This window comes from [Erwinia] mediterraneensis (genome assembly GCF_900604315.1).
Classification (GTDB): domain Bacteria; phylum Pseudomonadota; class Gammaproteobacteria; order Enterobacterales; family Enterobacteriaceae; genus Pantoea; species Pantoea mediterraneensis_A.
Genome location: NZ_LR026978.1, coordinates 2,667,105 through 2,682,640, shown reverse-complemented (window position 1 = coordinate 2,682,640; position 15,536 = coordinate 2,667,105). Strand labels below are relative to the sequence as shown.

Annotated in this window: 13 protein-coding genes and 7 tRNA genes; 18 read left to right on the top strand and 2 right to left on the bottom strand. The window is 54.6% G+C overall.

Annotation, left to right across the window (positions count from 1 at the left end; translation table 11 throughout):
- The first annotated feature begins 5 nt into the window (after positions 1-5).
- The 9 genes from nagC to E0E17_RS12585 all read left to right on the top strand — a co-directional run bounded on the left by nagC (position 6) and on the right by E0E17_RS12585 (position 4,156).
- A complete protein-coding gene (nagC, locus tag E0E17_RS12625) occupies positions 6-1,226 on the top strand; it encodes a DNA-binding transcriptional regulator NagC (RefSeq protein WP_130834392.1) in 1,221 nt (406 codons plus the stop codon).
- Positions 1,227-1,605: 379 nt separating this feature from the next.
- Positions 1,606-3,273 (top strand): asparagine synthase B, encoded by a 1,668-nt coding sequence (gene asnB, locus E0E17_RS12620; RefSeq protein WP_130834391.1) that lies wholly within the window; start codon positions 1,606-1,608, stop codon positions 3,271-3,273.
- 220 nt (positions 3,274-3,493) lie between these two features.
- Positions 3,494-3,570, top strand: a tRNA-Met gene (locus tag E0E17_RS12615).
- Positions 3,571-3,578: 8 nt separating this feature from the next.
- A tRNA-Leu gene (locus E0E17_RS12610) sits at positions 3,579-3,663 on the top strand.
- 24 nt (positions 3,664-3,687) lie between these two features.
- Positions 3,688-3,762: transfer RNA gene (locus E0E17_RS12605), tRNA-Gln, on the top strand.
- Between the two features lie 35 nt (positions 3,763-3,797).
- Positions 3,798-3,872, top strand: a tRNA-Gln gene (locus E0E17_RS12600).
- A gap of 22 nt (positions 3,873-3,894) precedes the next feature.
- Positions 3,895-3,971, top strand: a tRNA-Met gene (locus E0E17_RS12595).
- Positions 3,972-3,977: 6 nt separating this feature from the next.
- Positions 3,978-4,052, top strand: a tRNA-Gln gene (locus E0E17_RS12590).
- A 29-nt stretch (positions 4,053-4,081) separates the two neighbouring features.
- Positions 4,082-4,156: transfer RNA gene (locus E0E17_RS12585), tRNA-Gln, on the top strand.
- A gap of 88 nt (positions 4,157-4,244) precedes the next feature.
- Here the strand turns inward: E0E17_RS12585 and ubiF are convergent.
- A complete protein-coding gene (gene ubiF / locus E0E17_RS12580) occupies positions 4,245-5,420 on the bottom strand; it encodes a 3-demethoxyubiquinol 3-hydroxylase (RefSeq protein WP_130834390.1) in 1,176 nt (391 codons plus the stop codon).
- A gap of 165 nt (positions 5,421-5,585) precedes the next feature.
- Between ubiF and miaB the strand changes: the two genes are divergently transcribed.
- The 9 genes from miaB to E0E17_RS12535 all read left to right on the top strand — a co-directional run bounded on the left by miaB (position 5,586) and on the right by E0E17_RS12535 (position 14,861).
- Complete coding sequence (gene miaB, locus E0E17_RS12575; RefSeq protein ID WP_130834389.1) at positions 5,586-7,010, top strand: tRNA (N6-isopentenyl adenosine(37)-C2)-methylthiotransferase MiaB; 1,425 nt, start codon at positions 5,586-5,588, stop codon at positions 7,008-7,010.
- 208 nt (positions 7,011-7,218) lie between these two features.
- Complete coding sequence (locus tag E0E17_RS12570) at positions 7,219-8,280, top strand: PhoH family protein (RefSeq protein ID WP_130834388.1); 1,062 nt, start codon at positions 7,219-7,221, stop codon at positions 8,278-8,280.
- The gene (ybeY, locus tag E0E17_RS12565) at positions 8,277-8,750 is read left to right on the top strand and encodes an rRNA maturation RNase YbeY (RefSeq protein ID WP_130834387.1); all 474 of its coding nucleotides are present in this window, start codon (positions 8,277-8,279) and stop codon (positions 8,748-8,750) included. The genes E0E17_RS12570 and ybeY overlap by 4 nt, the downstream gene beginning before the upstream one ends.
- 83 nt (positions 8,751-8,833) lie before the next feature.
- Positions 8,834-9,715 (top strand): CNNM family magnesium/cobalt transport protein CorC, encoded by an 882-nt coding sequence (corC, locus tag E0E17_RS12560; RefSeq protein ID WP_130834386.1) that lies wholly within the window; start codon positions 8,834-8,836, stop codon positions 9,713-9,715.
- Positions 9,716-9,719: 4 nt separating this feature from the next.
- Complete coding sequence (gene lnt / locus E0E17_RS12555; RefSeq protein ID WP_130834385.1) at positions 9,720-11,243, top strand: apolipoprotein N-acyltransferase; 1,524 nt, start codon at positions 9,720-9,722, stop codon at positions 11,241-11,243.
- Positions 11,244-11,663: 420 nt separating this feature from the next.
- Positions 11,664-12,560 carry a glutamate/aspartate ABC transporter substrate-binding protein gene (locus E0E17_RS12550; protein ID WP_130834384.1) on the top strand — a complete coding sequence of 299 codons (897 nt, stop codon included), beginning with the start codon at positions 11,664-11,666 and terminating at the stop codon, positions 12,558-12,560.
- A 153-nt stretch (positions 12,561-12,713) separates the two neighbouring features.
- Entirely contained in the window at positions 12,714-13,454 is a 741-nt protein-coding gene (locus E0E17_RS12545; protein ID WP_130834383.1) for an amino acid ABC transporter permease, read from the top strand.
- A 3-nt stretch (positions 13,455-13,457) separates the two neighbouring features.
- Positions 13,458-14,135, top strand: a complete 678-nt coding sequence (gene gltK, locus E0E17_RS12540) for a glutamate/aspartate ABC transporter permease GltK (protein WP_130834382.1) — start codon at positions 13,458-13,460, stop codon at positions 14,133-14,135.
- Positions 14,136-14,861: an amino acid ABC transporter ATP-binding protein gene (locus tag E0E17_RS12535; protein ID WP_130834381.1), complete on the top strand. Its 726-nt coding sequence runs from the start codon at positions 14,136-14,138 to the stop codon at positions 14,859-14,861.
- A gap of 42 nt (positions 14,862-14,903) precedes the next feature.
- On the opposite strand, the gene E0E17_RS12530 is transcribed toward E0E17_RS12535, so the two are convergent.
- On the bottom strand, positions 14,904-15,383 hold the full coding sequence (locus E0E17_RS12530; protein ID WP_130834380.1) for a zinc ribbon-containing protein: 480 nt from the start codon (positions 15,381-15,383) through the stop codon (positions 14,904-14,906).
- Positions 15,384-15,536 lie beyond the last annotated feature (153 nt).

Here is a 15,536-nt window from a genome sequence, read left to right as displayed (position 1 = left end):
ACTGAATGACCACTGGCGGCCAGACACAAATAGGAAATGTCGATCTTGTCAAGCAACTCAACAGCGCAGCCGTCTACCGGCTGATTGATCAGCAGGGGCCCATTTCGCGTATTCAGATTGCCGAATTGAGCCAGCTTGCGCCCGCCAGCGTCACCAAAATTACCCGTCAGCTAATTGAGCGCGGCCTGATCAAAGAGGTCGATCAACAGGCCTCAACCGGTGGTCGCCGCGCCATCTCGATCGTAACTGAAACCCGCGGCTTTCATACTATCGGAGTACGCCTCGGTCGCCATGATGCCACGCTCACCCTGTTTGACCTCAGCGGCAAATCGCTGGCGCAGGAAGATTACCCCTTACCGGAACGCACCCAGGAGACGCTGGAAAATACGCTGTTTCAGGCCATCGCCAGCTTTATGGAGCATCACCAGCGCAAGATACGCGAGCTTATCGCGATCTCGGTCATTCTGCCCGGCCTGGTCGATCCGGTTAACGGCATTATTCGCTATATGCCGCACATCAACGTCAGCCAGTGGCCGCTGGTGGAGAGACTGCAACAGCGTTTCAAAGTTACCAGCTTTGTCGGACATGATATTCGCAGCCTGGCACTGGCTGAGCATTATTTTGGTGCAAGCCGCGACTGTGCCGATTCCATTGTGGTGCGCGTGCACCGCGGTACCGGTGCGGGGATTATCACCAATGGCCATATTTTTCTCGGCAGCAACGGCAATGTGGGCGAGATCGGCCATATTCAGGTGGATCCTCTGGGTGAACGCTGCCACTGCGGCAACTTTGGCTGTCTTGAAACCATCGCCGCTAACGGCGCTATCGAAAATCGCGTGCGTCATCTGTTACAGCAGGGCTATCCCAGCAGCTTAACCCCGGAAGATTGTCAGATGCCGCAAATCTGCAAAGCGGCCAATCAGGGCGACGTCCTCTCCTGTGAGGTCATTGAATATGTCGGCCGTTATCTGGGTAAAGCCATCGCCATCGCCATTAACCTGTTCAATCCGCAAAAGGTGGTGATCGCCGGTGAGATCACTGACGCGGAAAAAGTGTTACTGCCAGCGATTGAAGGCTGCATTAACACGCAGGTACTGGCGGCATTTCGTAAAAACCTGCCGGTAGTACGCTCCGAACTGGATCACCGTTCCGCGATTGGCGCTTTTGCTCTGGCGAAACGCGCGATGTTGAACGGCATCCTGCTGCAGCATCTGCTCGAAGAGTAACGACAGACTCACCACCACGCCGCTGTTCTGCCAGCGGCGTCTTCTGTTGCGCTTCTCCTCCTTCCTCTTCGCTGTCAGTGCTGCCGCGTTCCGCTCTGTCACGGCGCCTGCTGACGGCTTTCTGCCGCGCCAGCCCTCTCTCTGCCATCCGGTTAAAATTTATCCATAATTATCGCGTTATTGTTGATGCATCAATTTAACAAGCTTTTTATTGTTGAATATTCAATTTTCAGCCGAGGGCAACAATCTTTTTCTCAGAAAAACACGAATTCGCTTGCATAGCAGGGGCAAAATGGCGCATTTTCTTATCCATGACGCAGCCACAGGCTGTAAGACAAACGTAGAAATACATCACGCTAAGATGTGCCGGGAGTAGGTTATGTGTTCAATTTTTGGTGTACTGGATCTGAAAAGCGATCCGACAGAACTGCGCAAAAAAGCGCTGGAGTCATCTCGTCTGATGCGTCACCGCGGGCCGGACTGGTCAGGCGTGTATGCTGACGACCATGCGATTCTCGCCCATGAACGTCTGTCTATTGTCGACGTGAACAACGGCGCGCAGCCGCTTTACAACGCTGACCATACCCATGTCCTGGCCGTTAACGGTGAAATTTATAACCACCAGGCGCTGCGTGCCGAGCTGAGCGATCGCTATCAGTTCCAGACCGGTTCTGACTGTGAAGTGATTCTGGCGCTCTATCAGGAAAAAGGCGTCGATTTCCTCGACGACCTGCAGGGTATGTTCGCCTTTATCCTGTATGACCGTGTTAAAAACACTTATCTTATCGGTCGCGACCATATCGGTATTATCCCGCTCTATATGGGTAACGATGAGCACGGTAACTTCTTTGTCGCCTCCGAAATGAAAGCGCTGGTACCGGTTTGCCGCACCATCAAAGAATTCCCACCGGGAAGCTACCTCTCCAGCACCGACGGCGAAATTCGTCGTTACTGGCAGCGTGACTGGATGGAGTACAAAAACGTTGAGCATAACGTGACGGACGCTGCTGGCCTGAAAAACGCGCTGGAAGAGTCAGTGAAAAGCCATCTGATGTCCGATGTGCCTTACGGCGTGCTGCTTTCTGGTGGCCTCGACTCCTCGATTATCTCTGCGGTAACCAAGCGCTTTGCTGCCAAACGCATTGAAGATCAGGATAAAAGCGCAGCCTGGTGGCCGCAGTTGCACTCCTTTGCTGTGGGTCTGGAAGGCTCGCCGGATCTGAAAGCCGCCAAAGCGGTGGCCGATCATCTGGGTACCGTGCACCACGAAATCCACTTTACTGTGCAGGAAGGGCTGGATGCGATTCGCGACGTGATCTATCACATCGAAACTTACGATGTGACCACCATTCGCGCCTCCACCCCGATGTACCTGATGTCGCGTAAAATCAAAGCGATGGGCATTAAAATGGTGCTCTCTGGCGAAGGTGCGGATGAAGTGTTTGGCGGCTATCTCTATTTTCATAAAGCCCCCAACGCGAAAGAGTTCCATGAAGAGAACGTGCGTAAGCTGCTGGCGCTGCATATGTACGACTGCGCCCGCGCTAACAAAGCGATGTCCGCCTGGGGTGTGGAAGCGCGCGTCCCCTTCCTGGATAAAAAATTCCTTGATGTCGCTATGAGCATCAACCCTGCCGATAAAATGTGCGGCAGCAACGGCAAAATGGAAAAACACATTCTGCGTGAATGTTTCTCCTCTTACCTGCCGGAAAGCGTGGCGTGGCGTCAGAAAGAGCAGTTCTCCGATGGTGTTGGCTACAGCTGGATCGATACGCTGAAAGAAGTCGCAGCGCAGCAGGTCAGCGATCAGCAACTGGAAACGGCGCATTTCCGCTTCCCGTACAACACGCCGACATCAAAAGAAGGCTACCTCTATCGCCAGATTTTTGAAGAGCTCTTCCCGCTGCCGAGCGCGGCAGAATGCGTACCGGGCGGTCCGTCCGTCGCCTGCTCTTCTGCGAAAGCCATTGAGTGGGATGAAGCGTTCAAATCTATGGACGATCCTTCTGGTCGTGCAGTTGGCGTGCATCAGTCAGCGTATAAATAATTCTCTTTTGCTATCAAAAGACAAAGGGCTCTGCGGGGCCCTTTTTTATTTGCTATTGCTGCGCTTACGATCAGAAATTGCCGAATAAATCATCAGCCTGCTCATAAGCCAGACAAACACACGGGTTAAGGCGAAATTCGGCAAAAAATTTGTTGACGCTGCCAGGTCAACTCCGCATAATGCGCCCCGCAACGCCGATGAAGGTAACGCGAAAAAAGATGGCTACGTAGCTCAGCTGGTTAGAGCACAGCACTCATAATGCTGGGGTCACAGGTTCGATTCCCGTCGTAGCCACCATCTTTTTTGCGGGAGTGGCGAAATTGGTAGACGCACCAGATTTAGGTTCTGGCGCCGCAAGGTGTGCGAGTTCAAGTCTCGCCTCCCGCACCACTTCAGTCATCGGCCAGCAACGGATGGGGTATCGCCAAGCGGTAAGGCACCGGTTTTTGATACCGGCATTCCCTGGTTCGAATCCAGGTACCCCAGCCAATCCGATTCAGTGCTTGTGGATACAAGTCGAATATTGGGATATCGCCAAGCGGTAAGGCACCGGTTTTTGATACCGGCATTCCCTGGTTCGAATCCAGGTATCCCAGCCATTATCGGATAGCAGTACAATCTGGCTACGTAGCTCAGCTGGTTAGAGCACAGCACTCATAATGCTGGGGTCACAGGTTCGATTCCCGTCGTAGCCACCATTTTATTGGGGTATCGCCAAGCGGTAAGGCACCGGATTCTGATTCCGGCATTCCGAGGTTCGAATCCTCGTACCCCAGCCATTTTCAAGACAATTTGATCAAGACACTATTGGGGTGTCGCCAAGCGGTAAGGCACCGGATTCTGATTCCGGCATTCCGGGGTTCGAATCCCTGCACCCCAGCCAAATTGCACAACAAAGCCCGCTTCTGCGGGCTTTGTTGTTTCTGCATGTCATCAAAGCGATAAAGCAGCGGCCCGCTGGCCGCCAGCCTTTACAATCCCAGGGCGTAACGCAATACCTGACGCTTGAGAATGCCTGCCCGCTCCGCCGCCATTAATCCCAGATTACGTAAGATCCTGACCGGCGGCAGACGGTTACTGAAGGCGAAGTAAAAGAGATCCATCCCGCTTTGCATCAGCATATTATCGCGCTGCCGCTGCCGCTGGTAACGTAGCAGCACGCTCTCTTCACACCAGGGCTCGGCGCGGGCGCGGGCGTCACACAAGACGGTGATCAGCGCATCCACATCACGGTAACCCAGGTTCACGCCCTGTCCCGCCAGAGGATTAATGGTATGCGCCGCATCCCCGACCAGCGCCAGCCCCGGCAGAACGTAGCGCGTGGCATGACGGCGTACCAGAGGAAAGGCCGCCGCCCGCTTCGCATGAAAACGGCCCAGCCGTGCCGGGAAATGCGTCGCCACCTCTTTTTCCAGCTGCGGCAGCGGCAACGACTGGAGCTGACGGATACGTGCCGGTTTGTCATACCAGACCAGCGAGGCGCGGCGATCATACAGAGGAAGAAAGGCGCGCGGGCCGTCCGGCGTAAACTGCTGCCAGGTGGCGTCTCCGGCGTCGTGCTCGCACTCCACGCTGATCAGCAGACAGGATTGCGCATAGTTCCAGCCGTGAACGCCGATGCCTGCCAGCTGACGCACCCGGGAATTAGCACCGTCGGCACCCACCACCAGCCGTGCCGCCAGCGTCTCACCGCTGGCGAGATGCAGTTTCCAGCCGCCGTTATACTGTTGCAGATCATTCAGCGTCGCCGGACAAAAGCACCGGATGTTGTCGTATTGCTGCATCCTTTCCCACAGCGCCCGCTGCAGCACCGCATTCTCAACCATATAACCCAGTTCCGGCAGCCCCAGCGACCCGGCGTCAAAACTGACATGCGCCGTCTGCCACTCCCAGGTTTCCAGCTTGCGGTAAGGGGCACAGCGCATCGCCTGCACCGCAGGCCACACCTCCAGTTGTTTCAGCAGATCCACCGACGCGGCACCAATGGCCGAAATACGCACATCCGGCTCGCTCTGCGCAACAAAAGGCGCCGGCTCAGCCCGCTCAATCAGCGCAACGCGAAACTGGTGCGCAGCCAGCCCGCAAGCCAGCGCCGTTCCCACCATGCCGCCGCCCACGACCACGACATCAAATTGGTTATCCTGCATCTTTTCTCCCTCTTACCCCTTCCCCTGCTCAGGAAGTACCTTATGCGCTAAAGTGTACCGGAAAATTACGGCACAATCAGGAAAGCCCTTATACTGGTCACAACAGCAGCAAAGCATTACAATACGCGCCCTGCACTTCCTTGCACTGAATCAATGGCTAGTTCGATGACGAAAAAACTGCATATCAAAACCTGGGGCTGTCAGATGAATGAGTATGACTCATCCAGGATGGCTGACCTGCTGAACAGCACGCACGGCTATACCCTGACAGAGGATGCCAACGAGGCGGACGTTCTGCTGCTCAACACCTGTTCTATTCGTGAGAAGGCGCAGGAAAAGGTCTTCCACCAGCTGGGTCGCTGGAAGACGCTGAAAGAGCGTAATCCTGATCTGATTATCGGCGTCGGCGGCTGTGTGGCCTCGCAGGAAGGCGATCACATTCGTCAGCGTGCCAGCTATGTGGATATCGTGTTCGGACCGCAAACGCTGCACCGCCTGCCGGAAATGATTAACAGCGTCCGCGGCAATAAAAGCCCGGTGGTGGATATCAGCTTCCCGGAGATCGAAAAATTTGACCGTCTGCCGGAGCCGCGTGCGGAAGGCCCTACCGCCTTTGTTTCCATCATGGAAGGCTGCAACAAATATTGTACGTTCTGCGTGGTGCCTTATACGCGTGGTGAAGAGGTCAGCCGTCCCAGCGATGATATCCTGCTGGAAATTGCCCAGCTGGCCGCTCAGGGCGTGCGTGAAGTTAACCTGCTGGGTCAGAACGTCAACGCCTATCGTGGCGCAACCTATGATGGCGGCATCTGTACCTTTGCCGAACTGTTGCGCCTGGTGGCAGCGATCGATGGCATCGACCGTATTCGTTTCACCACCAGCCACCCGATCGAATTCACCGACGATATTATCGATGTCTATCGCGATACGCCGGAGCTGGTGAGCTTCCTGCATCTGCCGGTGCAGAGCGGCGCTGACCGTATTCTGACGCTGATGAAGCGCGCCCACACCGCGCTGGAGTACAAAGCGATTATCCGTAAGCTGCGCGCGGCGCGTCCGGACATTCAGATTAGCTCAGACTTCATTATCGGCTTCCCGGGGGAAACCCAGCAGGATTTCGAGCAGACCATGAAGCTGATCGCCGACGTCAATTTCGATATGAGCTTCAGCTTTATCTACTCGGCGCGTCCGGGTACGCCTGCAGCCGATCTGCCGGATGATGTCTCTGAAGAAGAGAAGAAACAGCGTCTCTACATTCTGCAGGATCGCATCAACCAGCAGGCGATGGCCTGGAGCCGTCGTATGCTGGGCAGCGTACAACGCATCCTGGTGGAAGGCACCTCACGCAAGAATGTGATGGAGCTGTCCGGCCGTACGGAAAACAACCGCGTGGTGAACTTTGAGGGTTCACCGGACATGATCGGTAAATTTGTCGATGTGGAAATTGTGGATGTTTATGCCAACTCTCTGCGCGGCAAAGTGGTACGCCGCGAAGAAGAGATGGGCCTGCGCATCGCGCAAAGCCCGGCTGCCGTAATCGCCCGTACGCGCAAAGAGAATGATATTGGCGTCGGTCTTTTCCAGCCCTGATCGCCCTTCCCTCTGCGGCGGCACTTCCGGTGTCGCCGCTGTTTTCATCCTGTTGCACTTGGTTTCTGACAGCGCCGCCCAAATATTATTTCCGAAGCTTGCGCCTGGCCATTCCGACATAAATACTTCTGTTGTGGCATCACGCATTTAGCGTAACGGTGTGTAAGACATTTTACCCAACTGGCCCTGAGTGACCCAAAGGATTAGTTTGAATATCGAAACACGTGAAATCACCCTTGAACCGGCGGATAACCATCGCCTGATGAGCCTGTGTGGTCCGTTCGATGACAATATAAAACAGCTCGAGCGGCGGCTGGGCATCGAGATTAATCGCCGTAACAACAGCTTTAAACTCTCAGGGCGCGCTCTGTGTGTAGAGGCTGCCGCCACCATTCTGCGCACGCTTTACGTGGATACCGCGCCGGTACGCGGCGTTATTCCCGATATCGAGCCTGACCAGATTCATCTGGCGATTAAAGAGAGCCGCGTGCTGGAGCAAACCGCCGAGAGCGTGCCGGAATATGGCAAAGCGGTCAATATCAAGACCAAGCGTGGCGTGATTAAACCGCGTACGCCGAACCAGGCGCAGTACATCGCCAATATTCTCGATCACGATATCACCTTTGGTATCGGCCCCGCCGGCACCGGGAAAACTTATCTGGCGGTGGCGGCAGCTGTTGATGCCCTGGAGCGTCAGGAGATCCGACGTATCCTGTTGACACGTCCGGCGGTAGAAGCGGGTGAGAAGCTGGGCTTCCTGCCTGGCGACCTGAGCCAGAAAGTGGATCCCTATCTGCGTCCGCTGTATGACGCGTTGTTCGAGATGTTAGGCTTCGAACGGGTTGAGAAGTTGATTGAGCGTAACGTGATTGAGGTGGCGCCGCTCGCCTATATGCGTGGCCGTACCCTCAACGACGCCTTTATCATTCTTGATGAGAGCCAGAACACCACCATCGAACAGATGAAAATGTTCCTGACGCGTATTGGCTTTAACTCTAAAGCGGTGATTACCGGTGACGTCACACAGATTGACCTGCCGCGTAACACCAAATCGGGGCTGCGCCATGCCATCGAAGTGCTGGGCGAAGTGGAAGAGCTGAGCTTCAACTTCTTCCACGCGGAAGATGTGGTGCGTCACCCGGTGGTTGCGCGTATCGTCAATGCCTATGAAGCCTGGGAAGCCTCAGATCAGAAACGCCGCGAAGAGCGCAAACGGGAAGCTATTGCAGCCCAGTCCGCCGCCAGTACAGATACACAGGGGAATCCATGAGTGCGGTGATCCTTGATTTACAGCTGGCCTGTGCGGACAACACAGGCCTGCCGGATGAAGCCGCGTTTCAGCACTGGCTGGAAGCCGCTGTTACCCCGTTTCAGCCAGAGAGCGAAGTCACTATTCGTCTGGTGGATGAGACGGAGAGCCATGAGCTTAATCTGACTTATCGCGGTAAAGACAAGCCGACCAATGTACTCTCTTTTCCCTTTGAGGCGCCGCCCGGCATGGAACTGCCGCTGCTGGGCGACCTGGTCATTTGTCGCCAGGTCGTAGAGCAAGAGGCTGTCGAACAAGGGAAAAGCCCGGAAGCGCACTGGGCGCATATGGTGGTGCACGGGACGTTGCATCTGCTCGGCTATGACCATATTGATGATGATGAAGCCGAAGAGATGGAAGCGCTGGAGACCGAGATAATGCTTGCTCTTGGCTATCCCGATCCGTACATTTCCGAGAAAGAAGACGCCTGAGTTCAGACCTCAGGTTATCCTGCTGTCGGCATCGACGCCGACAGTTTTGTTCCTCCGACCAGAGAGATCTGTAAAATAACGCCATGAGCGACGACCATTCTCAAAACAGCGATGCACCCAGTAGTAAAAAGGGATTCTTTTCCCTGCTGCTCAATCAACTTTTTCACGGTGAGCCACAAAATCGTGATGAATTGCTGGAGCTGATCCGCGACTCTGAACAAAAAGAACTTATCGACCCGGACACCCGCGACATGCTCGAGGGGGTGCTGGATATTGCGGAGCAGCGCGTGCGCGACATCATGATCCCGCGCTCGCAAATGATTACCCTGAAGCGCAATCAGAGCCTGGAAGAGTGCCTGGCGGTGATTATTGAGTCGGCACACTCCCGTTTTCCGGTGATCAGTGAAGACCGGGATCACGTCGAAGGTATTCTCATGGCGAAAGATCTGCTGCCTTTTATGAGCAGCACCTCTGAGCCGTTCAGCATCGAAAAAGTGCTGCGTCCTGCGGTGGTGGTGCCCGAGAGCAAGCGCGTCGATCGCATGCTCAAGGAGTTCCGCTCTCAGCGCTACCATATGGCTATCGTCATCGATGAATTTGGTGGCGTCTCCGGCCTGGTCACCATTGAAGATATCCTTGAGCTGATCGTCGGCGAAATCGAAGATGAATATGATGAAGAAGAAGATCGCGATATTCGTCAGCTCAACCGCCACACCTATACGGTGCGCGCCCTGACGCCGATTGAAGATTTCAACGAGGTGTTTGCCACGCATTTCAGCGATGAAGAGGTGGATACCCTCGGCGGTCTGGTGATGCAGGGGTTCGGTCATCTCCCGGCGCGCGGTGAAAGCATTGAAATCGAGGGCTATCACTTCAAAATCGCCATGGCTGACAGCCGTCGTATTATCCAGATTCATGTCACCATTCCGGACGACGCGCCAATCCCACAACTCGAAGACGAATAAGTTTATGGCACTGGCCTCTCTCTACCAGCGGCAGCGGGTACGCTTGCTGCTGGCGTTATTAACGGGTGCCGTTGGCACCCTGGCATTCTCGCCTTATGACTTCTGGCCCGCCGCACTGGTAGCCTTGGGTGGCCTGCAACTGTTAACGCTGAATCGCAGTACCCTGCAGTCAGCCGCCATCGGTTTTGCCTGGGGCTTCGGCCTGTTTGGCAGCGGCGTCAACTGGGTCTATGTCAGTATTGCCACCTTTGGCGGCATGCCTGGCCCGGTGAATGTCTTCCTGGTGATCCTGCTGGCCGCTTATCTTGCCCTCTACCCGGCCCTGTTTGCCGCTGTGCTGCACCGCCTCTGGCCGCGGACCAGCATCTGGCGTCTCGCCCTGGCGGCCCCGGCACTCTGGCAGGTCAGCGAGTTTTTGCGCGGCTGGATCCTGACCGGCTTTCCCTGGCTGCAGTTTGGCTACAGCCAGATCGACGGTCCGTTAAAAGGCATAGCACCGCTGGCTGGCGTTGAAACCGTCACCTTTCTGCTGATGATGATTGCTGGCCTGCTGGTGTATGCGCTGGTGAAACGCAATCTTGTCGCGCTGGTTGCCGCTGCGCTGCTGTTGCTGTTGCCCTGGCCGCTGCGCTCTGTCAGCTGGTATCAACCGCTGCCACAGCGCAGCGTGGAAGTAGCGATGGTCCAGGGCGATATCCCGCAATCGATGAAGTGGGACCCGCAGGAGTTACTTAACACCCTGCGTACCTACAGTGGCGCCAGCCAGCCGCTGATGGGCAAAGCGCCGATTATTATCTGGCCGGAATCCGCCATTACCGACCTGGAAAGCAATCAGCAACCCTTTTTACATGCCCTGGATGCGGAGCTGCGCGCCCGTGGCAGCAGCCTGATCACCGGTATTGTCGATTCCCGTCCGGCGCAGAATCGCTACCAGGATTACAACACGGTAATTGTGCTGGGCGGCGAGCAGCCCTACAGCTATCAGTCACAGAACCGTTATCAGAAAAATCATCTGGTGCCGTTCGGTGAATTCGTTCCGCTGGAGAATCTGTTGCGGCCGCTGGCGCCCTTTTTTGATCTGCCGATGTCCTCTTTCAGTCGTGGCGACTATCTGCAGCCTGCGCTGCAGGCCGCAGGCTATCATCTGACCACGGCGATCTGTTATGAGATTGTGCTGGGCGAGCAGGTACGAGCCAACTTCAATCCGGATACCGATTTCCTGCTGACAGTCTCTAATGATGCCTGGTTTGGCCACTCTATCGGTCCCTGGCAGCATTTCCAGATGGCGCGCATGCGCGCGCTGGAACTGGGACGTCCGCTGTTGCGTAGCACCAATAACGGCGTTACCGCTGTGGTGGATGCCAGCGGCGAGATTCAGCACATCCTGCCGCAGTTTACCCGCGATGTGCTGGTCGCCAGGGTGACGCCCACCGCAGGCGAAACGCCTTACGCGCGCGCCGGACTCTGGCCGGTATGGATAATGACGCTGCTGGCGGGCCTTGTCGCGCTGCTGAGACGACGTCAATAGCCCCTGCACGCTCCTGAACGGCGAAGTTTTTACTTCGCCGTTTTTATTTCCTCTCCCGTTTGTCGTGCGCGTTTTTCACGCTCCGGCCCGCCATTCTGCTCCTGGCATGATGATTGCTAGTCTTTTCTGGTGTTTTTCAGACATCGCGCTATTGCTACGTAATCTGATGTGCGTTGCACCAAAGAAGCACGGACCTGCGCTCACTTATAGTGCATCGGCAGGGAATTGCCTTTTTTTGGTGCGGCTCACTTCGCAAAAAAGAAACTTTTTTGTTTCATTACGTTAACGATCCGCTATGTTAGAGAATATTCTGAGCGCAGTTGCGCTATGGGATAAAAAGAAAAGCAGCAGGAAATACACACAACATCATCAGCAGGACAGTTTTTGTTCTGCGCCATATCGATACGAAGGAGTTGGAACATGCAGATACGCAAAGTGGCTTTATCTCTTCTGCTGCTGAGTGCAGCAGCAGGGGCGGCCCAGGCGGAAGAGCTCAGCGGCACCCTGAAAAAGATTAATGATAATGGCGTAATCGTCATTGGGCACCGTGAGTCATCAGTTCCCTTTTCTTATTATGACAACCAGCAAAAAGTGGTCGGTTACTCCCAGGCTTACTCCAACGCCATTGCTGAAGCGATCAAAACAAAGCTGAATAAGCCCAACCTGCAGATCAAAATGATCCCGATCACTTCTCAGAACCGTATCCCGTTGTTGCAGAACGGCACCTACGATTACGAGTGTGGATCGACCACCAACAACATTGAGCGTCAGAAACAGGCCGCTTTCTCCAATACCATTTTCGTGATTGGTACCCGTCTGCTGGTGAAAAAAGGCGGACCGATTAAAGATTTCGACGATCTGAAAGGCAAAACGGTGGTTGTCACCTCCGGTACTACCTCTGAGATCCTGCTGAACAAGCTGAACGACGAGAAGAAAATGGAAATGCGCATTATCAGCGCCAAGGATCACGGTGACTCTTTCCGCACGCTGGAAACCGGTCGCGCCGTTGCCTTTATGATGGATGATGCTTTGCTGGCAGGCGAACGTGCCAAAGCGAAAAAACCGGATAACTGGGAGATCGTCGGCACCCCGCAGTCAAAAGAGGCCTACGGCTGTATGCTGCGTAAAGACGATCCTCAGTTCAAACAACTGGTGGATGAAACGATTGTAAAAGCCCAGAGCTCAGGTGACGCGACGCAATGGTTCGAGAAGTGGTTCAAACAACCGATTCCACCGAAGAACCTGAACCTTAACTTTGAGCTTTCTGACGATATGCAGGCGCTGTTTAAGTCGCCAAACGACAAGGCACTCAACTAAAAACGACAACAAGGGCAGCCTGGCTGCCCTCTCGATTGTTGAACCAGAGGCTCGGACAGACAGACTGCTGCAGGTCGTTCCCCTTCAGCAGGAACAAGAAGCCTCTCATCAATCTTCAGGGTAGCTCAGCTACCCTTTTTTCCGGAGCTTGTTATGGGTATAGATTGGAACTGGGGTATTTTTCTGGAACAGGCCCCGTTCGGCAACACCACGTACCTCGGCTGGCTGTGGTCCGGTTTTCAGGTGACTATTGCGGTCTCCTGCTGTGCCTGGATTATCGCCTTCTTTGTCGGGTCTTTTTTTGGCATTCTGCGTACTGTGCCCAATCGCCTGCTGTCAGGCATTGGTACCTGTTACGTGGAACTGTTTCGTAATATTCCACTGATTGTTCAATTCTTCTTCTGGTATCTGGTAGCCCCGGAACTGGTGGGGGAAGATCTTGGCATGTGGTATAAGGCTGAACTGCATCCCAACATTCAGTTTTTCCTCTCCTCGATGATCTGTCTGGGTCTGTTTACCGCCGCTCGCGTGTGTGAGCAGGTGCGTGCAGCCATCCAGTCGCTGCCGCGCGGACAGAAAAATGCCGGTCTGGCCATGGGACTGACGCTACCGCAAACCTATCGCTATGTGCTGCTGCCGAATGCCTATCGCATAATCGTGCCGCCCATGACCTCTGAGATGCTTAACCTGGTAAAAAACTCCGCAATCGCTTCTACTATCGGCCTGGTCGATATGGCGGCGCAGGCGGGCAAACTGCTTGACTACTCTGCTCATGCTTACGAATCCTTTACCGCCATTACCCTGGCTTATATCGGCATCAACCTGGTGATCATGCTGCTCATGAGCCTGGTTGAGCGCAAAGTGCGTCAGCCTGGTTCGATGGGAGGTAAATAAATAATGTACGATTTTGACTGGAGTTCGATTGGCCCCAGCCTGCCCTACCTGCTGAACGGAATGATGGTGACGCTGAAGATCACCGTGACCGCGGTTATCGTCGGTATTATCTGGGGCACGCTGCTGGCGGTGATGCGTTTGTCGACCTTTAAGCCCATCAGCTGGTTCGCCAAACTGTACGTTAACCTGTTCCGCTCGGTACCGCTGGTGATGGTGCTGCTGTGGTTCTATCTGGTGGTGCCCAGCTTTTTACAACAGGTACTGGGACTATCGCCGAAAACTGATATCCGCCTGATCTCCGCGATGGTGGCGTTCTCACTATTTGAAGCGGCCTATTACTCGGAAATTATCCGCGCCGGGATTCTGAGTATCTCGCGCGGTCAGGGCAACGCCGCGCTGGCGCTGGGGATGACCAACTGGCAAGCAATGAAACTGATCGTTCTGCCACAGGCGTTCCGTGCCATGGTGCCGCTGTTACTGACGCAGGGTATTGTCCTGTTTCAGGATACTTCGCTGGTGTATGTACTTAGCCTGGCTGACTTCTTCCGCACCGCATCATCGATCGGTGAACGTGACGGCACCCAGGTGGAAATGATTTTGTTTGCAGGTCTGGTCTACTTTGTGATCAGCCTGAGCGCTTCGCTGTTGGTCAGCTATCTCAAAAGAAAAAGGACGGTATAAATGATTAACCTGAAAAACGTTTCTAAGTGGTATGGTCACTTTCAGGTGCTGACCGACTGCTCAACCGAAGTCAAAACCGGTGAGGTGGTTGTGGTATGCGGTCCGTCCGGCTCCGGTAAGTCCACGCTTATCAAAACTGTTAACGGACTTGAGCCCATTCAGCAGGGCAGCATTGTGGTTAATGGGATCGAAGTTAACAACAAAAAGACCAATCTGGCGCAGTTGCGCAGCAAAGTGGGAATGGTGTTCCAGCATTTTGAACTGTTTCCCCATCTCAGTATTGTTGACAACCTGACGCTGGCGCAGGTTAAAGTGCTGAAACGCGACAAAGAAGCCGCACGCGAGAAAGGTCTCAAATTGTTGAGCCGCGTAGGACTTGCCGCCCATGCACAGAAATTTCCCGGTCAGCTTTCCGGGGGGCAACAGCAGCGCGTGGCTATCGCCCGTGCCCTCTGTATGGATCCGGTTGCTATGCTATTTGATGAGCCAACTTCTGCGCTCGACCCGGAAATGATTAACGAAGTGCTGGACGTCATGGTAGAGCTGGCGCAGGAAGGCATGACCATGATGGTGGTGACCCATGAAATGGGCTTTGCGCGCAAAGTGGCCAACCGCGTAATCTTTATGGATGAAGGTAAAATCATCGAAGACAGACGCAAGGATGACTTCTTTGATAACCCGCAATCTGACCGCGCCAAAGATTTCCTCGCAAAAATTCTGCACTAACAGGCAAGCGGGCGTCTGATGCGCCCGCTTTTTCATACGCGTTTAAGGTTCAAACGGCTGCCGCTGGAACTGATCGTGACCACACTCCGGGCAACGGGAAAGGGTTTCCGGGGTATAAATCGCCCGCTCGAAATGGCATTTCTCACACACCAGGTTGCCCAGACCAACCACCTCCCCGCTGTGATAGACGCCGTGATGATGTAGATCCTGAAACACCTCCCGCCACTCCAGCTGACTTTTATCGGTGATGTCCGCCAGCTCTTTCCACAGGCTTTCCCGGATCACGCGCATAAACACCGAGTCCCCGATAGGCTCAGCCTCTTCATAGCTGCGGGCAAACTCCCCCATATCACGCCGTACCGCCCGTAAAATCTCTTCCACCTGGCTGGGGGTTAAATCGTTGCGCTGCTGTAAGCGCTGACGTGTTTCCGTCATCAGCGCATCGAGGTTACGGTCACCGCGACTGATACGTTCGCTTAATGAGGCAACCGTTTCACGATAGACCTGTGCCACTTTGTTCATTTTATTCTCCTTTCTGTTCTCGCCGCGTTAATTAAGTTTAGACCGCTTATCGTCTTTCTCCCGTTGAGAAAAGGTTGAATCGGCAGGCTGAGCACCAGAGGAGCGCGGCGGGATAAATCGTGGTTGCGCTGGTGCGAAGTGTTGTTGATAAGC